The sequence below is a fragment of the Clostridium polyendosporum genome (assembly GCF_018332455.1).
Taxonomy (GTDB): domain Bacteria; phylum Bacillota; class Clostridia; order Clostridiales; family Clostridiaceae; genus Clostridium_AY; species Clostridium_AY polyendosporum.
Genome location: NZ_BOPZ01000013.1, coordinates 1 through 18,972, shown reverse-complemented (window position 1 = coordinate 18,972; position 18,972 = coordinate 1). Strand labels below are relative to the sequence as shown.

General features: G+C 33.0%; 15 protein-coding genes, 1 other RNA gene and 1 pseudogene. 14 read left to right on the top strand and 3 right to left on the bottom strand.

Features of this window, described 5'->3' with window-relative positions:
• Positions 1-6: 6 nt before the first annotated feature.
• Positions 7-843: an MBL fold metallo-hydrolase gene (locus CPJCM30710_RS08775; RefSeq protein ID WP_212903799.1), complete on the top strand. Its 837-nt coding sequence runs from the start codon at positions 7-9 to the stop codon at positions 841-843.
• Between the two features lie 167 nt (positions 844-1,010).
• Here CPJCM30710_RS08775 and CPJCM30710_RS18230 read toward each other — a convergent pair.
• Positions 1,011-1,576, bottom strand: a pseudogene (locus tag CPJCM30710_RS18230) (aldo/keto reductase); the annotation flags it as partial.
• 217 nt (positions 1,577-1,793) lie between these two features.
• Here CPJCM30710_RS18230 and CPJCM30710_RS08765 point away from each other — a divergent pair.
• The 11 genes from CPJCM30710_RS08765 to CPJCM30710_RS08715 all read left to right on the top strand — a co-directional run bounded on the left by CPJCM30710_RS08765 (position 1,794) and on the right by CPJCM30710_RS08715 (position 15,620).
• The gene (locus tag CPJCM30710_RS08765) at positions 1,794-2,969 is read left to right on the top strand and encodes a PucR family transcriptional regulator (protein ID WP_212903798.1); all 1,176 of its coding nucleotides are present in this window, start codon (positions 1,794-1,796) and stop codon (positions 2,967-2,969) included.
• A gap of 196 nt (positions 2,970-3,165) precedes the next feature.
• On the top strand, positions 3,166-4,314 hold the full coding sequence (locus CPJCM30710_RS08760) for an iron-containing alcohol dehydrogenase (protein ID WP_212903797.1): 1,149 nt from the start codon (positions 3,166-3,168) through the stop codon (positions 4,312-4,314).
• A gap of 17 nt (positions 4,315-4,331) precedes the next feature.
• The gene (locus CPJCM30710_RS08755; RefSeq protein ID WP_212903796.1) at positions 4,332-5,672 is read left to right on the top strand and encodes an aminotransferase class III-fold pyridoxal phosphate-dependent enzyme; all 1,341 of its coding nucleotides are present in this window, start codon (positions 4,332-4,334) and stop codon (positions 5,670-5,672) included.
• A gap of 170 nt (positions 5,673-5,842) precedes the next feature.
• On the top strand, positions 5,843-7,147 hold the full coding sequence (locus tag CPJCM30710_RS08750) for a M20/M25/M40 family metallo-hydrolase (RefSeq protein WP_212903795.1): 1,305 nt from the start codon (positions 5,843-5,845) through the stop codon (positions 7,145-7,147).
• Between the two features lie 12 nt (positions 7,148-7,159).
• Positions 7,160-8,482: a M20/M25/M40 family metallo-hydrolase gene (locus CPJCM30710_RS08745; RefSeq protein WP_212903794.1), complete on the top strand. Its 1,323-nt coding sequence runs from the start codon at positions 7,160-7,162 to the stop codon at positions 8,480-8,482.
• Positions 8,483-8,494: 12 nt separating this feature from the next.
• Positions 8,495-10,036, top strand: coding sequence for an NCS1 family nucleobase:cation symporter-1 (locus CPJCM30710_RS08740; RefSeq protein ID WP_246503500.1), 1,542 nt, complete (start codon positions 8,495-8,497; stop codon positions 10,034-10,036).
• Between the two features lie 15 nt (positions 10,037-10,051).
• A complete protein-coding gene (gene hydA, locus CPJCM30710_RS08735) occupies positions 10,052-11,422 on the top strand; it encodes a dihydropyrimidinase (protein ID WP_212903793.1) in 1,371 nt (456 codons plus the stop codon).
• Between the two features lie 60 nt (positions 11,423-11,482).
• Positions 11,483-12,241, top strand: coding sequence for a hypothetical protein (locus CPJCM30710_RS08730; protein ID WP_212903792.1), 759 nt, complete (start codon positions 11,483-11,485; stop codon positions 12,239-12,241).
• Entirely contained in the window at positions 12,235-13,443 is a 1,209-nt protein-coding gene (gene preA, locus CPJCM30710_RS08725) for an NAD-dependent dihydropyrimidine dehydrogenase subunit PreA (protein WP_212903858.1), read from the top strand. The genes CPJCM30710_RS08730 and preA overlap by 7 nt, the downstream gene beginning before the upstream one ends.
• A gap of 259 nt (positions 13,444-13,702) precedes the next feature.
• An RNA gene (rnpB, locus tag CPJCM30710_RS08720) (RNase P RNA component class A) lies at positions 13,703-14,048 on the top strand.
• Between the two features lie 246 nt (positions 14,049-14,294).
• On the top strand, positions 14,295-15,620 hold the full coding sequence (locus tag CPJCM30710_RS08715) for an ATP-binding protein (RefSeq protein WP_212903791.1): 1,326 nt from the start codon (positions 14,295-14,297) through the stop codon (positions 15,618-15,620).
• Between the two features lie 198 nt (positions 15,621-15,818).
• On the opposite strand, the gene CPJCM30710_RS08710 is transcribed toward CPJCM30710_RS08715, so the two are convergent.
• Positions 15,819-16,655, bottom strand: a complete 837-nt coding sequence (locus CPJCM30710_RS08710) for an AraC family transcriptional regulator (protein WP_212903790.1) — start codon at positions 16,653-16,655, stop codon at positions 15,819-15,821.
• Positions 16,656-16,805: 150 nt separating this feature from the next.
• Here CPJCM30710_RS08710 and melA point away from each other — a divergent pair, with 150 nt between their 5' ends.
• Entirely contained in the window at positions 16,806-18,113 is a 1,308-nt protein-coding gene (gene melA / locus CPJCM30710_RS08705) for an alpha-glucosidase/alpha-galactosidase (protein ID WP_212903789.1), read from the top strand.
• The gene (locus CPJCM30710_RS18225) at positions 18,114-18,332 is read left to right on the top strand and encodes an alpha-glucosidase C-terminal domain-containing protein (RefSeq protein ID WP_407644981.1); all 219 of its coding nucleotides are present in this window, start codon (positions 18,114-18,116) and stop codon (positions 18,330-18,332) included.
• A gap of 53 nt (positions 18,333-18,385) precedes the next feature.
• On the opposite strand, the gene CPJCM30710_RS18075 is transcribed toward CPJCM30710_RS18225, so the two are convergent.
• Positions 18,386-18,520: a hypothetical protein gene (locus CPJCM30710_RS18075; protein WP_281413969.1), complete on the bottom strand. Its 135-nt coding sequence runs from the start codon at positions 18,518-18,520 to the stop codon at positions 18,386-18,388.
• Positions 18,521-18,972 lie beyond the last annotated feature (452 nt).

Here is an 18,972-nt window from a genome sequence, read left to right as displayed (position 1 = left end):
AACTAAATGGTTGTTAAAATAACAACACTAATAGAAAATGATGTTAAAGATAAGTCTGTTTTAAATAATGAACATGGACTTTCCTTTTACATTCAAGTTGATGATATAAATATTATATTTGATACAGGTCAAAGTGGAAAATTTATTGAAAATGCTAATAAACTTAATATAGATTTAAAGCAAACAAATTATGTAGTTTTAAGTCATGGTCATTATGATCATAGTGGAGGATTTACAAGACTTGTAAAAGAAATAGGGAATTCATTTGAGTTAATAACAGGAGAAAAATTCTTCAATTGTAAATATAAATGTGATGGAATTTATTATAAATATATTGGTAACAATTTTGAAAAAAAATATCTTAAAGATAGCAAGATTTCAGCAAAATATATTAATCAAGATATTTTTAATATTTCTGACAATATACAAGTGTTTTCAAATTTTGAAAGAAAAACAGGTTTTGAAAAAGTTAATAACAAGTTTTATATTAAAGTAGATAATAACTATGAAACAGATGACTTCTCAGATGAAATTGTATTAACAATACAACTTAAGGAAGGGTTACTTGTTATTTTGGGGTGTTCTCATATTGGTGTTGTTAATATTTTAGAAACATTAATACAGAGAACAGGTATGCCTATTTATGGTATTATTGGCGGAACTCATTTAGTAGAAGCAGATGACTTAAGATTAAATGAAACAATAAATTATTTAAAAGAAAAAGATATTAAACTTATAGGTGTTTCTCATTGTACTGGAGAAAAGGCTATTGAAAAACTAAAATATGAGTTTAAAGATAAATTTTTAAATGTTACTACAGGACAAACAATTGAAATATGTTAGTATAAAAAGGAAAAATAACAGATTCAAAAGAATTAATTAAAGCTTTAACCATAAGCAAACTTTCCCCTTAATTCTTTTTTATAGTATTTAATTGTTGATTAAAAAGGGAATTGGACGCATCCGATTCCCTTAAGTGTAGTTCGAAGACATTCACCGCTAGATACATGTTAATCTTCTAAAATTTCCTCAATCTTTTGCAATTCTTCTGAAGAGAATTCAAGATTATTTAGATCTTGAACATTTTCTTCAATCTGACTTACTCGACTAGCACCAATTAGTGCAGAAGTAATTCGGTTTTCACGAAGTACCCAGGCAAGTGCCATCTGCGCCATACTCTGACCTCTTGAATTGGCAATTTCATTTAAAAGTAGAACTTTTTCTACGTTTTTAGTGGTTACATCATCAGCTTTTAGAAAACCTGCTGCTGTTGCTGCACGTGAATCCTCTGGAATCCCTGAAAGATATTTATTGGTTAACAGACCTTGTGCTAGAGGACAAAATGCAATACTTCCAATTCCCTCTTCTTTAAAGATATCTACATAATATATCTACATAATTCAGCCCCATGTTTAAGGCTTTGGTCTAGGCTTGCAATTAGGTATTTTTTTGATTCCCAGTCGCCGTAGGGGCCTGGCCACATGTAGTATCCTGCCTTGGTGGATATAATTAGTTCATCGCGGTATCCGTTAAGGTCTGTCTTTAAGATTCTGCCAAAGGTTTCTTCTGCAGATCCAGTTTTATTTTCTAAGATGTTTAAAAAACTCAAAGGAGTATCCTCGAATAACTATAGAAAAACAAAATTTAACGCAGATAGATTGCAAAAGTTGTAAAAATAATATGTTTTCTTCAATATTGTTATAATTGTTATATAAGTATGTTACTTTTAATAAAGTAAATAAGATGTCCATTTAATTTTATTTTTAGAGGAAGATTGCAATGGGGGGAATAGTATGTCTGTTACATTAGGGCAATTAATTAATCTTTCACAACTTGCTAATATGAAATTAATAGCAGGAAGTCAAGGATTAAAGGGAGATGTAAGGTGGACTCATATACTTGAGGATGAAAATATAACTAGCTTTGTTGAAGATGGAGAATTAATTTTTACAACGGGAGTTGGATTTAAACATGGTAAAGATAGTCTATTTAACATGGTAGAAAGACTTTATCATAAGAATACATCAGGTATTGTGTTAAATGTAGGACCATATATACCACAAATTCCTGCAGAAATAATTGCGTTTGGTGAAGCAAAAGGTTTTCCAATATTTCAACTTCCATGGGAGTCAAGAATTGCCGATATTACTCGTGCAATATGTGAATACATTATAAAGGATAATGATAGGGAAAAAAGTATTGAAGATATAATTAAAAATATTATATTTTTAAAAGATTTAGATAAAGAGAAAGGTTTAATGAAGTTAGAAAGGTGTGGATATAACACCAGACATAATTTCTGTGTTATGTTAGCTGAAGTTTCTGAGGATTCACAATATATAAAGGAAGAACATATATACAATATCTATAAATTTATTAAATTTAGGCTTTCTATAGTGTATGAAAAGTTCTTATCTTTTGTACAGGATAACAAGATTATTTTTATTTTGCCTCAGAGAAAAGATGAAATATTTTCAGATAAAGGTATTGCACAGGAGATTATAGATGGAGTAAATACAAAATTTAAGGATACAGTATTAAATATAGGCTTTGGAAGATATTATTTGGGTATAGATAACATGGATCAAAGCTATAAAGATGCTCTTAAGGTTGTTCAGGTCTCAAGTAGAAGAGAGAATAATATTGATATTTGGGAGTATGATGATCTTGGTGTATATAAGCTTCTTATAAATTTAAAGGAATCTGCAGAACTTAAGGAATTTTATGAAGAAACATTATTAAAGCTCGATGAATATGATGCTATTCATAGTACAAATTATATTGAGATCTTGAAGTGTTTTTTAAGTGAAAATAGAAGTATAAATGAAGTGAGTAAGAAAATGTATTTGCATAGGAATACTGTAGCTTATAAGATTAAAAGAATTGAGGAGATTCTTCAGTGTGATTTATCTTCATTAAATGATACATTTAAAGTTATGCTTAGTATTATGATAAAAGATATAGTATAGAATTATGCATCAGGCACAAAGTTTTTTGTGCTTTGAACCATAGAAAAACAATATAGGTTTTATATATAATAGATTTATAGCAATTAAGAATATAGTAAACAATTTAATAAGTAAGTTTGCGAAACAATGGCGCTATTTCATGTTTTACTAGCATGAAGTATGCGTCTTTTTTGTTTTACATAAGGAGGAGTAGATTGTGACAAAATTACTATTTCAAAGTCCTAATAGAATAATTTTTGGAGATGGCTCTGTAGAAACAGCGGGTAGGGAAACTAAAAAGCTTGGAAATAAAGCTCTTATTGTTACAGGGAAAAATTCAGTAAAAAAAAGTGGAGCTTTAGATAAGCTCATAAAATCTTTAGAAGAATCTGATGTAGGATATGTACTTTTTGATCAAGTTGAATCAGATCCAGATGTTAAAACCGTTGAGAAGGGGGTAGAACTTTCAAAAATAAATTCAGTGGATGTGATAGTTGCTATGGGGGGAGGAAGTCCTTTAGATGCTGCAAAAGCTATTTCTATAATGATTACAAATCTAGGAAAGATACAGGATTATGAAGGAAAAGGTCCTGAGAAACCTGTGATCCCAATTATTGCAATACCTACTACCGCTGGAACAGGAAGTGAAGTGAGTAGGTATACCGTTATAACGGATAGTAAAAGAAAAGTAAAAATGCTTATTGGCAGTGATTTTATAATACCTACAACTGCTATACTGGATGCGGAACTTACAGTTTCTATGCCGCCTCAAGTTACAGCAGCAACAGGAATGGATGCACTTACACATGCTATAGAAGCATATATCTCAAAGGTTTCCACACCATTCTCAGATACACATGCTGTTGAAGCTATTAAACTTATATCAAAGAATTTAATATCAGCAGTATGCAATGGAGATAACCTAGAAGCAAGAAGAGGGATGCTTTATGGACAGATGCATGCAGGATTGGCTTTCAGTAATGCTTCTGTAGCACTTGTTCATGCAATGTCAAGGCCGCTTGGAGCACACTTTGGAGTTCCTCATGGAGCTGCAAATGCAATGCTTTTACCAGTAGCGATGGAATATAACAGAAGTTCATGTACTGAAAAAATGAAAATTATAGCTGAGGCTATGGGGGAGATAACTGAGGGTCTTTCTGTGAGAGGAAGTAGTTACAAAGCTGTAGAAGCTATAAAAACGTTATTCGATGAGACTAATTTAGAAGGAAAGCTTAGAAATATGAATATTCCAGAAGAAAGCCTTATGTTATTAGCAGAGGATGCTTCAAAGAGCGGAAGCTGCCTATTCAATCCAAGAAAAGCTTCTAAGGAAGATATATATAAGATCTATAAAAGTATTTTTTAATTAAAAGGAGAAAAACGATGAGTAAAATAGAGTTAACTGTTGAGGAAATAAAACAATATGATAGAGAATTTAACCTTCATTCATGGTCAAAACAAAAAGGTTTAAATCCTATAGCTGTAAGTAAAAGTGAAGGAATATATTTTTGGGATTATGAAGGGAAAAAATATTTTGATATGTCATCCCAGCTTGTAAATATGAATATAGGTCATGGAAACAAAAAGGTTATAGAAGCAATAAAGGAACAAGCAGAAAAGCTAGCATTTATTGCACCTAGTTTTGCCGTTGAATCTAGATCAAAACTTGCAAGAAAGATAATAAATATTGCTCCAGACAATATGCAGAAAGTATTTTTTACTAATGGAGGAGCTGATGCTAATGAAAATGCTATAAAAATTGCAAGAATGTTTACAGGAAGGAATAAGATTTTTTCAAGGTATAGATCATATCACGGTTCAAGCTTTGGTGCAGGTAACCTTACTGGGGAACCAAGAAGATATCCACTAGAACCAGGTATTCCTGGATTTGTTAAGTTTTTTGATCCTTATATATATAGAGCTGGTATTAATTTTAAAAGTGAAGAGGAGGCTTCAAAGTATTATGTAAATATGCTTAGAGAGCAGATACTTTATGAAGGACCTTTCAATGTAGCAGCAATAGTTTTAGAAACTGTAACAGGAAGTAATGGGGTAATAATTCCTCCAAAGGGATATCTAAAGGGCATTAGAGAAATCTGTAATGAGTTTGGAATCATGATGATTTGTGATGAGGTAATGACAGGTTGGGGAAGAACAGGAAAATGGTTTGCAGTAGAAAACTGGGATGTAAAGCCTGATATTATTACATTTGCAAAAGGGGTTACTTGTGGATATGTACCTATAGGAGGAGTAATAGTAAGCAAGGAAATTGCAGAGTTTTTCGATGATAGAGTACTTCTATGCGGATTAACTTATAGTGGACATCCGCTAGCATGTGCTGCAGGATGTGCAACCATTGATGTGTATGAAGAAGAGGGACTTATAGAAAACGCACAAAAAATGGGTGGGATTTTAGGTGAGTTACTTGAAGGATTAAAAGCAAAACATACTTCTGTTGGAGATGTAAGATATATAGGACTTTTTTCTTCAATAGAGCTTGTTAAAGATAAGGAATCAAGGGAAACTTTAGTGCCATATGGAAAAGATCCTGAAGGGATTATGGGGAAAATTATAGGACTTCTTAAGGAAAGAGGTTTCTCAACTTATTCACATGAAAACATCATAATAGTAGCACCACCGTTAATTATTAATAAGGAAGAGTTAATAGAAGCTATGGATATTATGGACGAAGTTCTAGATATAGTAGATAAAACAATGCTGTAATTAGATAAATATTAAAGATAAGCAACTTCAATTTTTAATAAAGATAACTAGATTTTACTTTGTAAAATGGTAGCAAATCAATTCAATTATGAAATTGTTTATCTATCTATATTAAAGTTCATAAATAAGTTTACACTATAAATTTATTTTATTAGGAAGGAGTAAACAGTATGATAGACAAGGTTAAAGGCATATCTGAGATATTATATGATGACATGATCGACTTTGCAAGAAGATTAATTAAGTGTCCATCACTATCTGGAGAAGAGGAAGAAATATCTCAAATATATATAGATGAAATGAAAAAATTAAACTATGATGAGGTCTTTAGAGATGAATGGGGAAATGTAGTTGGCATAGTATATGGTACTGAGAAAGGTCCTACAATAATGTTTAATGCTCATATGGATCACGTTGATCCAGGAGATTTAAGTGAATGGAATGGATATGATCCTTATGGAGCTGCTGTAGATATTATAGAGATGGAGAATGAGGACAGAACAAAAATAGAGATGGCTGAGGTAATACATGGAAGAGCAGCAGCGGATGTAAAGGGAGGTGCTGCTTGTCAAATTTACAGTGGAGGGATACTAGCAAAGCTTAAGAAGTTAGGTTATAGCATAAAGGGAAACTTTATGTTTACAGGAGTTGTACTTGAAGAACCAGCGGAGCAGCTTGGAATGATTAAGCTAATAGATGAAACATTACCTGAAAGAAATTTAAATTTTGATGGAGTTGTTTCTTGTGAAGCAACAGGTCTTAAACTTTATCTAGGACATAGAGGTAGAGTTGAATTGAAGATTACTGTTTCAGGAATTACCTCTCATGGAAGTGCTCCTTGGCTTGGTGTTAATGCAGTGAATAAAGCAACTAAGATTATTGATAAGATAGAGGAATATTATTCCAATAACTACCTTCAGGATCAGAATCTAGGAAAAAGCAGTATAGCGTTAACAATAATCAACTGTACTCCAGGAGCATTATGTATAGTACCTGATAGATGTATGATAACCTATGATAGACGTTTCGTTCCAGGGGAAACAGCTGAAAGCTGTTTACAAGAGATACAAAATATTATTGATGATATTTCAAAAGAAGATAAGGACTTTAGAGCAGAGGTGGAAATCTCAGCAGTACCTAGAACATCTTATACAGGAAAAACAGCAACAATACCTAATGTAAAGGAAGCATGGAAAATAGATAAGGAACATCCTTTTGTTAAAGCTGCAGCAGATGGTCTTAAAGGATTAGGGGAACCTGTAATGTATGGTTATTGGGACTTTGGGACTGATCTTTCAGTGATATGTGGAAGAGTGAAAAAGCCAGCTATAGGGTATTCACCAATGCAGGAATTATACTGCCATAGACCAATTGACAGAGTGCGTACAGATTATATGAAGAGGGCCCTTACAGGAAATGTATCCATATTTATGGAACTTGTGAATATATCAAGGGAAAAATTTAAACTTGATTAGGGTGGGGATATTATGAGTAATGCAAGATTTGAAGCTATAAAAACTATAAGTAGTTTTTATAAAGGAGATTTAGTAGAATTTACGGAAAAATTAATTCAAACTTCAAGTATAAGTGGAACTGAAAAGGCAGTTGCAGATTTATATATAGCAGAAATGGAGAAACTTGGGTACGACGAAGTCTTTAGAGACGATATGGGAAATGTGGTTGGTATCGTAAAAGGTAACGAAGAAGGGCCTTCCATAATGTATAACTCCCATATGGACCATGTAAGTCCTGGAGACTATGCAAACTGGGAAGGATATGATCCTTATGGCGCTCAGATAGATATATGTGAAATAGATAACCAAGATAAGACTGCAAAAGAAATAGTGGAGTGTATCCATGGTAGAGCAGCGTCAGATGTTAAGGGTGGAGCTGCTGCTCAGGTATATGCAGGTGCAGTACTTATAAAGTTTAGAGAAAAGGGTTATAAAATCAGAGGTAACTTCATGTTTACAGGGGTTGTACAAGAGGAACCAGCAGAAATGGTTGGAATGCTTCACCTAGTTGATAAAACATTTAAAGAAAAAGGTTTAGACTATGATGCAATGGTATCCTCTGAGGCATCTTCTCTAAAATTATATTGTGGTCACCGAGGAAGAGTAGAGTTTTTAATAACTGTTTATGGACGTACTTCTCATGGAAGTGCACCATGGTTAGGTATCAATTCAATCTATAAAGCCATACCTCTCATAACTAAGCTTAAAGATGAGCTTTACCCATCTTTACCTGTGGATGAACAGCTTGGAAAAGCTTCGATTTCTTTAAATATTATAGAGTGTTCTCCAGGAGCACTATCTATAGTTCCTGATAAATGTATGCTATCAATAGACAGAAGAACTATACCAGGAGAAACAGCAGAAAGTGCTAAGGAACAAATTCAAAAAATCATAGATGAGCTATCAGCTCAAGATTCTGAATTTAGGGCAGATGTTAGAGTGAAAACTGCTCTTGAAAAGTCATATACAGAAGTTGAATATGAGGTCGCTAAGGATATGGCACCTTGGAAAATATCAACAGATCATCCTTTTGTAAAAGCTGCTTCAGAAGCTTTAGAAGGCTTAGGTCAGCCTGTTAAATATGGTTATTGGGACTTTGGTACTGATGCAAGTAAGACAGCAGGAATAGACAGAAAGCCAACTATAGGATATTCACCAATGCAGGAGCAATACGCTCATACACCTTATGACAAGGTTAGAATAGACTATTTACTTAAGGCTGTAGAGGGAAATGCTGCTATCTTTTTTAAGGCGGCAGAAAGTAAAGAAAATATATTTATGCCACTAGAGTGGTAGGGGGATTTTTATATGAATATCGATAAAAAGCAAAAAAGTATTAATGGATTATTTGAGCTTACTACCGCAGGTACAGAAGCTATAAAAGAAAGTAGATATTACAATGAAGACCTTGCAGCTACAAAGGTAAAGGGAAGAACATGGAACACATATCACATTGCTGCTTTATGGATTGGAATGTGTGTATGTATTCCTACCTACATGCTTGCATCAGGTTTATTGTCAGCAGGTCTATCTTGGTGGCAGGCAGTATTGAATATAGCACTAGGTAACTTAATTGTTCTAATTCCTATGCAGTTAAATTCTCATGCTGGAACTAAATATGGAATACCATTTCCTGTATTTGCAAGGCTTTCCTTTGGGATGAAGGGATCAAATATTGCAGCAATGGCGAGAGCTTTAATAGGAGCAGGATGGTTTGGAATTCAATGCTGGATAGGAGGTCAAGCAATAAATATAGTTTTAGCAATTATATTTCCTCAATGGGCAAATTGGGCAACAGGAATATGGATTTCCTTCATAGGCTTTTGGGCTCTAAATGTATGGATTTCATATAAGGGACCTGAGGCAATTAAATTTATGGAAGCATGGGGAGCGCCAATATTAGGATTATTATCATTAGCTCTTATGATATGGGCAGTGGTTTCAGTAAATGCTGAAGGGAAAACTGTGGCAGATATACTTAATATGCCAGCAAGTTATGCTCCAGGAAGCTTTTGGAAGATATTTTTAGGGGGATTAACAGCTAATATAGCGTTTTGGTCTACTTTATCGCTTAATATTCCTGATTTTAGTCGTTTTGCAAGAAGTCAAAAGGACCAATTCCTTGGGCAGCTTTTAGGACTTCCAACAACAATGGCAGTGTTTGCATTTATAGGAGTATTTGTTACAGGTGCTACTAAAGTTCTTTTTGGTGAGTTTTTATGGGATCCTGTCGTAGTAATAGGAAAAATAAATACACCTATAGCTGCCATATTGGGGGCAGTAGGGATAGTTATTGCAACATTAACCACTAATATTGCAGCTAATGTTGTTGCTACATCAAATGATATTTCAAACTTAAATCCAAGATTAATATCATTCAAAAAAGCAACTTTAATCACTGGTGCTGCAGGAATAGCAATAATGCCATGGAAGCTTCTTGCTAGTGCAGGAGCGTATATCTTTGGATGGCTTGGAACTTACGGATTACTTCTTGGACCTTTAGCGGGAATCTTTATTGCAGATTACTATATTTATAGAAAGAGGAGAGTAGATGTATGTGATTTATTCAATGAAAAGGGTGGCCGTTATTGGTACAATAATGGATTTAATATAAAGGCTATATATGCATGGGTTATAGGAGCAATATTTCCTGTATTAGGCAAATTTATACCAGAATTGAGTTTCTTTACTGATAGCGGATGGATCGTAGGATTTTTAGTAGCAATGGTAGCATACACACTATTAATGAAAACCTATACCAAATCCATTCTTTCTGAAGAAGAAGAAAAATTTATTACTGAGTTTGAAGTTAACGGAAAGATAGTGAATTTTGGTGATGTTACTGTATAAGAGGAGGAGGTAACCATGTTAGATTTGGTTATAAAAAATGGAACAATTGTAACAGCATATGAAACCTACAAGGGTGATATAGGAATAAAAGATGGAAAGATTGAAGTTATAGCTTCTAATATTAGTTGTTGTGAAAATATAATTATAATAGATGCTTCTGGTAAGCTTATCTTACCAGGAGCTCTAGATGTACACACTCACCTTCAAATGCCTTTTGGTGGAACAGTATCTGCAGACAGTTACGAAGGTGGGACTAGGGCTGCTGCTTGTGGAGGGGTTACAACAGTATTTGATTTTGCTATTCAAAAAAAAGGGAAAGGCATTATAGAAACTGCTGAAGAAAGAAAGTCACTTTGTGAGCCTCAAGCTTGTGTAGATTATGCCTTCCATGTAGCTATAACAGATTTAACTGATGAGGTATTAGATGAGTTTGAAAGAGCTGTTGAGTATGGAGTGCCAAGTTTTAAGCTTTTTATGGTTTATAAAAAAGAAGGGCTAATGGTTAGTGATGGAGTGTTATGTAAGGCACTTGAAAGATCTAAGGAAGTAGGCTCTATGATAAGTGTCCATGCAGAAAATCCTGATGTTATAGATGAAAGAATAAATAAGTTCTTGAGGGAAGGTAAAAAAAGTGCATGGTATCACTATGAAAGCAGACCAGAATTTGTTGAAGCAGAAGCAGACAAAAGAGCTATTCACTGGGCAAAAGCAATAAATGCACCTCTTTATATAGTGCATCTTGCTAATAAAGAAGGTGTTGAAGAAGTAAAGAGAGCACAAGATGAGGGATATAAAATTTATGCAGAAACCTGTCCTCAGTATTTACACTTTACCAATGAAGTGTATAAAAGAGAGGATGGAAGAAATTTTGTATGCTCTCCTCCAATAAAGGGGGAAGAAAGTCAAGAAGCTCTTTGGAAAGGTATTGATTTAGGTGTTATATCAACTGTAGCTACAGATCACTGCCCTTTCCAGGCTTATGAGAAGGATTGGGGAAAAGATGATTTTACTAAGATACCAAATGGCTGCATGGGTATAGAGAATATGTATCCTTATCTTTTAAGCGAAGCAAATAAAGGAAGACTTTCATTCAATAAAGTTGTAGCGTTATGTTCAACAAATCCTGCAAAGATATTTGGTTGTTCATCTAAAGGAAATATAGCCTGTGGATATGATGCAGATTTAGTAATATATGATCCTGAAATTAATTTTATTGTTACTAATGAAAAGATGCACTCAGATGTAGATCATACGATCTGGGAGGGAGTGAAATTAAATGGTTATCCTATAATGACATTATTAAGAGGAAATGTTGTATTTAAAGATGGAGAATTTTTAGGAAATCCTGGAATGGGCCAGTTTATTAAAAGAGATAGATTAAATTAATAAAACTAAACAGGCATCGAGCCTGTTTAGTTTTAGTTAGATTTAGAGAGAGGTGGAACTATGGATAATCAAAATAAATATTTAACTGAAATGCTTATTACTCAAGAAGTGTCAAGATGCTTATTGTGTTATGATCCACCTTGTAGTAAAGCATGTCCTGCAGGAACGGATCCTGCAAAATTTATACAATCTCTTCGTTTTAGGAATTTTAAAGGAGCACAGGAAACAGCGATAATAAATAATCCATTATCATCTGTTTGTTCAGTTTCTTGTAGTCACAAATATTGTGAAGGAGCTTGTATACGCAAGAAAATTGATCGTGCTATTGAAATACAAAAAATACATGAATATTTAACGGAGGATTCCTGTAAAATAAATTTTAACGGTAATAAGAGAACAGTAGGGGTTTGTGCTAAAGGAATATTTACTCCAATAATAGCAGGTGAACTTGCCCAAAATGGGTATACAGTTATTTTATTTGGAAAGCAATCTATAATTGATGAATTTAGCAAGTACGAAGAATATATAAGTAGAGATCTACTGCATTTAGAGCAACTAGGTGTAGTGTTAAAAAATCAAGTTATTAATAAAGGAGATATTATAGATAGTATAAAAGAAGGAGTATTTGATGCTTTTGTAACTGATGAAGCCATAGATTATCAAGGAGTTGTTATAATACCTGAAGAAAAGGTGGTAGAAGGAGAGATTGTCATAGCAGTTAAAAAGGGTAAAGAATTATCACAAAAAATATTGAGAAAGTTTGAAAAAGACGTTTTTGTAAAGGAGAATGTTGTTGTAGAGGAAGAGGTGGCATTATGAAAAAAGATCTTTCTATAGAATTTTGTGGAGTAAAATGTGAGAATCCATTTTTCCTTTCTTCATCAGTAGTTGGAAGTAACTATGAAATGTGTGCTAAAGCACTAAAGATGGGCTGGGGTGGAATTGTATTTAAAACCATAGGTTTCTTTATTCCTAAGGAGGTTTCTCCAAGGTTTGATCAGATCGGCAAGGAAGGAACTCCCTTCTTAGGCTTTAAAAATCTTGAGATGATATCCGATCATTCTTTAGAGGATAATTTAAATTGGCTAAAAAGACTTAAAGAGAATTTTCCAGACAAAATAATTGTTGCTTCAATAATGGGACAAAATGACGATGAGTGGACAAAACTTGCACAGCTTGCAACTGAAGCTGGTGTAGATATAATAGAATGTAACTTTTCTTGTCCTCAAATGATTACAGAAGCCATGGGGTGCGATGTTGGACAAAATCCAGCCCTTGTTAAGCGTTATTGTGACGCTACAAGAAAGGGAACACATCTACCTATACTTGCAAAAATGACTCCTAATATAGGAAATATGGAGGTTCCAGCTTTAGCATCTATTGAAGGTGGTGCCACAGGCATAGCAGCCATAAATACAGTAAAAAGTATAACAAGACTTGATTTAGATAACTTATCTGGATACCCATCAGTAAATGGAAAAACAGCTGTATCGGGATATTCAGGTAAAGCTGTTAAACCTATTGCATTAAGATTCATCCACGATATTGCAAAGTATCCAGCACTTAAAGATGTTCCTATAAGTGGAATGGGAGGCATTGAAACTTGGGAAGATGCTGTTGAATTTATATTATTAGGATCACGTAATATTCAAATTACTACTGCTGTTATGCAGTATGGTTACAGAATAATTGATGACCTGATAAGTGGATTATCCTACTATATGGAAGAAAGAGGCTGTGATAAAGTATCAGACTTAGTAGGAGCAGCTCTTTCTAATATTGTAGGAGCCAATGAACTGGAGAGAAGTTCTATACTATATCCTGTCTTTAACAATGAAAGCTGCATAGGATGCGGAAGGTGTTATATATCCTGTGGAGATGGAGGACATCAAGCTTTAGAGTGGGATTATAAAAAAAGGCTTCCCAAATTGTTTAGAGAGAAGTGTGTTGGATGTCATTTGTGCAGGCATGTTTGCCCAGTAAGTTCAATAGCATGTGAAGAAAAGCGAACAGCAATATAGTTAATATGAATTTTAGAAGGGTATCTTATGGAGAAATAAGAATATCTTTTAGGAAGTTTTAAAGTTTTTTTTCACGACTGTATGTCGCATAGTTTTGTAAATTGTTATATTAAATAAATTTATTGTAAATGAGAATTGAAATTCAAATAAATATAAATTTAAACAATATCACCACTTAATAACACAATGGGTTAAAGAAATCTATATTTCCATAAATTTTATTTGATAATAAAAAGTTTATGTGTTAATATAAATCTTGCGAGTAAGTCAGGCAATCGCTGCTGATGTAAAGTCAGGAGAGGAAAGTCCGAGCTCCATAGGGCAGGGTGCTGGATAACTCCCAGTCGAGGTGACTCGAAGGAAAGTGCAACAGAGAGATACCGCCTTAAGGATTTTCCTTAAGGTAAGGGTGGAAAGGTGAGGTAAGAGCTCACCAGCGCGATGGCGACTTCGCGGCTATGTAAACCCCACCTGGAGCAAGATCGGAGAGGCATTATGGGACTGCCCGTCCCGCCTCGTGGTGTATCGCTGGAGCCTATTGGTAACAATAGGCCTAGATAGATGATTGCTTAATACAGAACTCGGCTTATAGACTTGGTCGCATAAGTAGAAAATAAAACTGGGCAGGCATTTAGCCTACTCAGCTTGAGTCAGATTTCACTTGGTGAAATGACAGCATATAAAGCTCACGGTTTTATCGTGAGCTTTTTTGCTATAAAAAAGTATAAATTAGCTGAATATTCGTGATTTAAGAATAGTGATTTTTATTATACTTAATTTTATATTTAATGATATACTGGTATTTAAAGCTATTAAAATAAAATATTTTTTTAAGGTTCAGGAGGGTTTTTATGGTAAAAAATAAGATAACAGACATAAAATTTGCTTTAGATTCTTTAAGTGTTTACAGAGGATTATTAAAAGATAATGTAATAAACAAGTTTAATTTATTACTTGAGTACATAATTAATGATAACAGAGATCTAAGCAGTATTATTAATAAATATAATGATTTTTATTATAGTTTAGTAAGCTCTAATTCTACTAATACATTTAAAAGTTATGTAATAAACTGTATTCTTTTCGATGATAATGTTTTTTCAAGAAGTGCTGAAATAAAAAATTTCAATGAGATTGATGATTGTATTAAAAAGGCTGTAGATCATGACCTGTTATGTCTTCAAAAGGTTGCATTGCTTTCGGCAGGAGATATAAAAGACCATTTAGAAGAAACTAATCCTCATTGGAGTTTTGAAACAGATATAATAGCATCCCTTCCAACATGGGATTTCAAAGATTATGAAATTAATTACTCAGGAATTTATGATATATTTGAGAATTTTAATAGATCAGAATACTGGAGCTTATGTACAAAGGATGTAGCAGACTTTTATAAATTGAATGGAACAGGAATTTTTGCAAAGTACAAGGGATTTATATGGGAAAGACAGGATGGTTTTGGAAACCTAAAAGGTATAGCATCTCCTGATCCTATAAGAATAGCTGATTTAATAGGTTATAATTCTGAACGTGAAATTATAATAAAAAATACTCTTAACTTTTTAAATGGTTATCCTTCAAACAATATACTTCTATATGGTGAAAGGGGTACAGGTAAATCATCAACTGTAAAAGCAATATTAAATGAATATTATGACCGTGGTTTGAGAATTATTGAATTACCAATAATGCTGCTTCCTGATTTTCCTCAAATTATTAAAATTATTAAAGATAGACCACAAAAATTTATCGTATTCATTGATGATTTAGCCTTTGGGGACAATGAAGAAAGTTATACAGCTCTTAAAGCAATTTTAGAAGGTGGTTTAGAAAGTAGACCTAAAAATACCGTTATATATGCAACATCCAATAGAAGACATTTAATAAAAGAAAGATTTAGTGATAGACAAGATGAGGTGCATGCTTCTGACACGATACAGGAAAAATTATCGCTTTCTGATAGATTTGGAATTACTGTTACATATTTATCTCCAGATAGAAATAAATATATTGAAATTGTAGAAGGATTAGTGAAAAATAGGGGATTAATAATAGATAAAGAGCATCTTAAGAAGGAAGCTCAATTATGGGAAATGAGATATAACGGGCGTTCTCCTCGAACTGCAAAGCAGTTTGTAGATTGGTTAGAAGGTCAGTTAAGTGAAATAGATAAGTAAAAAATTAAGCGTCTGATAAAAACTCTGCTAAAATGACTAATAACATAGGAAATATGAAGGGTTCAGCGTTATCATCTATTAAAGATGGTGCCAAAGGCATAGCAGCTCTTATAAGATATATTAAGGGGAGGGGCTGTCCGAAAAGTATAATACTTTTTGGACAGCCCTTTTCTACATAAGTTTAACGATTAACTCTAATTATAACAGCATATTTTTTCTATATAGTTTAGGAGAATATCCATTTATCTTTTTAAATACCTTTGAAAAACACAAAGGGTCATTATAACCTACTGACCGTGATATATCACTTATAGAAAGAGCTTCATTTTTCATAAGTTCACATGCTTTATTAATTCTATACTTAATTAAGTATTCCTGTGGTGTAATATTAAAGTGTTGTTTAAAAAATGAACTAAAGTAATTTTTATTTAATCCTACATGTTCGGCTATATCAGCAATACTTATATCTCTAGAGTAGTTAGTCTCGATAAACATCATTATTTTCTTAATATAACTATCTTTATAGCTACTTCCAAACATATCACTACGTTCAGCCCTTTCAATAAGCTCTGATAAGAAAATACTAAGTATACCTTGAAGTCTTAAATCTCCTCCATACTTAAGTTTAGCGGCGATTCTCATGTCTTCAAAACATTTTTCAATAAATCCTCCGTTTTCATATTTGAAAATTGGATTGTATCTATCAAGATTAGCTAGTTTTAAATAGTTTTCTGCTTTTATACCTAAAAAACCTACCCAAGTATATATCCATGGATCATCTTTATCTGCCTCATAGTAGGTTATTACATTTGGACATATAAGAAACCCTTGATTTTTTGATATTTTATATGCCTTCCCATCTACATAAAAAGTGCCTTGCCCACTAAGAACATAATGTATTAAATAATGATCCCTTAGAGCAGGTCCATAGGAATGATTTGGCTTACATTCTGACATACCACACTGATATACTATCAAATCGTATCCCTCTTTATTTACTATAGAAAAACAAGTAATATCAATAGTATTTTCCATATTCCCTCTCCTCGCAGTTTATATCAAAGATTATACCTTCTGAAATTATACCATGTTTATCTTATAAAAATCCATTTTATACCTATTGTATACGATTATAATTAAAGTATAGAAATTATTAAATATCTGAAAAGGAAGGATGATTAACATATGCCAAAAATAACTTTTATAGGTGCTGGAAGCAGCGTATTTGCAAAAAATGTTTTAGGTGACTGTATATTAACACCTGCTCTACGTGAGTCAGAATTAGCTCTATTTGATATCGACTTAGAAAGACTTAAAGAGTCTGAAAGTATGCTAAATAATATTAATAATAATCATGGAAATCATGCTAAGATAATAGCTTATACTGATAGAAAAGAAGCTCTTAGAGGAGCTGATTATGTTGTAAACGCTATCCAAGTTGGTGGATACGAACCATGTACAGTAACTGACTTTGAAATACCTAAAAAATATGGATTAAGACAAACAATTGCTGATACTCTAGGTATAGGCGGAATATTTAGAGCCTTAAGAACTATCCCAGTAATGCTTGATATTGCAAAGGATATGGAAGAAGTTTGTCCAGATGCTTGGTTCTTCAATTATACAAACCCAATGGCCATGCTTACAGGTGCAATGCTTAAAGCTACAAATATTAAAACTTTAGGGTTATGTCATAGTGTACAAGCATGTGTACCAGGTTTATTAGATTCCCTTGATATAGGAGTAAAAGCTGAGGAAACTCAATGGAAGATAGCTGGTATAAATCATCAAGCTTGGCTTCTTGAAATAACAAAGGATGGTAAAGATTTATACCCTGAAATAAAGCAAAAAGCTGCAGAAAAACAAAAGCAAGGACCTCATTGGGACATGGTAAGATATGAAATGATGCTTAACTTTGGTCATTATATTACAGAATCAAGCGAACATGCTTCAGAGTATCTTCCATACTTTATCAAAAATAAATATCCTGAACTTATCGAAAAATTTAATATTCCTCTTGATGAATATCCAAGAAGATGCATAGAGCAAATTGCAAAATGGAAGAGTATGAAAAATGATCTTGTTAACAACAAAAATCTAGAACATGCACGTACTCATGAATATGCATCGTATATAATGGAGGCAATGGAGACAGGTAACCCTTATAAAATTGGTGGTAATGTCATGAATACAGGGTTAATAACCAACCTGCCTAATGACGCTGTAGTAGAAGTTCCTTGTCTTATAGATAGAAGTGGTGTAACTCCTTGCTATGTTGGAGCACTTCCACAGCAATTAGCTGCGCTTAATAGAACAAATATAAATGTACAGCTTATGACCATAGAAGCTGCATTAAATCAAAAGAAAGAATATATATATATGGCTGCAATGTTAGATCCACATACTGCTGCTGAGCTTTCAATGAATGAAATTAAATCTATGTGTGATGAACTAATTGAAGCTCATGGAATTTGGCTTCCACAATATAAGTAAATGAGTTTTATGGAAGACTATAAAAATGTATTTGCATATATTAGAGAGTATCAAGATAATAAGCTTTTTATAATTTGTAATTTTAGTAATAAGAGTATCGATATAAATTTAAATTATAATATTAAAAAAGTAGTGTTATCAAATTACGAGCATATTAAGAGGTTTTATAACGATATAGAGATGAGGTCTTATGAAGCTATAGTTTTAGATATTGTATAGGAAAGTAATTCAATTAATAGTGTCTAATCTCTATAAACTAAGAGAGTTAGACACTATTTTTTTCTTTTATCTACGGGTAAGGATACTCCAGTATCGCTTACCATCTGTAGTAGAGTTACAAACTCCTGCATTTTAGGTGGTGAGCAATTGACAGAGATAAACATATTTATAATAATTACATCTAGCATATGAACCTACCTGGTGTATCACTAGGAGCATAGTTAAAAATAAGAGAGAAAAAAAGATAAGTAACGAGATATTTTTATTATATAGCTGAAAAACATCTTTTTCATATTAGTTTGTATGATAAGATAATCCATGTCGCTACGGTAAGTGAGCGATAAAGGAGTCAACAAAATAGTGTTGACAACAACTTTAAATGTGATAATATATCACTTGTCGGTTTAACTCGACAAACTAAAAATAGTTTTTCTATAGATGTTAATTCAACTTTAAAAAATATAAAAAAAGTTGTTGACAGAGAAGTGAAAAGCTGATAAGATAGTCAAGCGGTCAGTTGATGACACGCAAAAACAACTTGGTCTTTGAAAATTAAACAGAGGAAATTAAGTACAGCAATTCTTTTGAGAGCAAGAGATTAAACTTTTAAATTGAGAGTTTGATCCTGGCTCAGGACGAA

Excerpts from the sequence above, each read along its gene's own strand:
- CPJCM30710_RS08715 (WP_212903791.1), top strand. The coding sequence starts at position 14,295 with ATGGTAAAAAATAAGATAACAGACATAAAATTTGCTTTAGATTCTTTA.
- CPJCM30710_RS08775 (WP_212903799.1), top strand. The coding sequence starts at position 7 with ATGGTTGTTAAAATAACAACACTAATAGAAAATGATGTTAAAGATAAG.
- CPJCM30710_RS08730 (WP_212903792.1), top strand. The coding sequence starts at position 11,483 with ATGGATAATCAAAATAAATATTTAACTGAAATGCTTATTACTCAAGAA.
- CPJCM30710_RS08710 (WP_212903790.1), bottom strand. The coding sequence starts at position 16,655 with ATGGAAAATACTATTGATATTACTTGTTTTTCTATAGTAAATAAAGAG.
- CPJCM30710_RS18075 (WP_281413969.1), bottom strand. The coding sequence starts at position 18,520 with ATGCTAGATGTAATTATTATAAATATGTTTATCTCTGTCAATTGCTCA.
- CPJCM30710_RS08745 (WP_212903794.1), top strand. The coding sequence starts at position 7,160 with ATGAGTAATGCAAGATTTGAAGCTATAAAAACTATAAGTAGTTTTTAT.
- CPJCM30710_RS18225 (WP_407644981.1), top strand. The coding sequence starts at position 18,114 with ATGAGTTTTATGGAAGACTATAAAAATGTATTTGCATATATTAGAGAG.
- hydA (WP_212903793.1), top strand. The coding sequence starts at position 10,052 with ATGTTAGATTTGGTTATAAAAAATGGAACAATTGTAACAGCATATGAA.
- CPJCM30710_RS08750 (WP_212903795.1), top strand. The coding sequence starts at position 5,843 with ATGATAGACAAGGTTAAAGGCATATCTGAGATATTATATGATGACATG.
- CPJCM30710_RS08765 (WP_212903798.1), top strand. The coding sequence starts at position 1,794 with ATGTCTGTTACATTAGGGCAATTAATTAATCTTTCACAACTTGCTAAT.
- melA (WP_212903789.1), top strand. The coding sequence starts at position 16,806 with ATGCCAAAAATAACTTTTATAGGTGCTGGAAGCAGCGTATTTGCAAAA.
- CPJCM30710_RS08740 (WP_246503500.1), top strand. The coding sequence starts at position 8,495 with ATGAATATCGATAAAAAGCAAAAAAGTATTAATGGATTATTTGAGCTT.
- CPJCM30710_RS08755 (WP_212903796.1), top strand. The coding sequence starts at position 4,332 with ATGAGTAAAATAGAGTTAACTGTTGAGGAAATAAAACAATATGATAGA.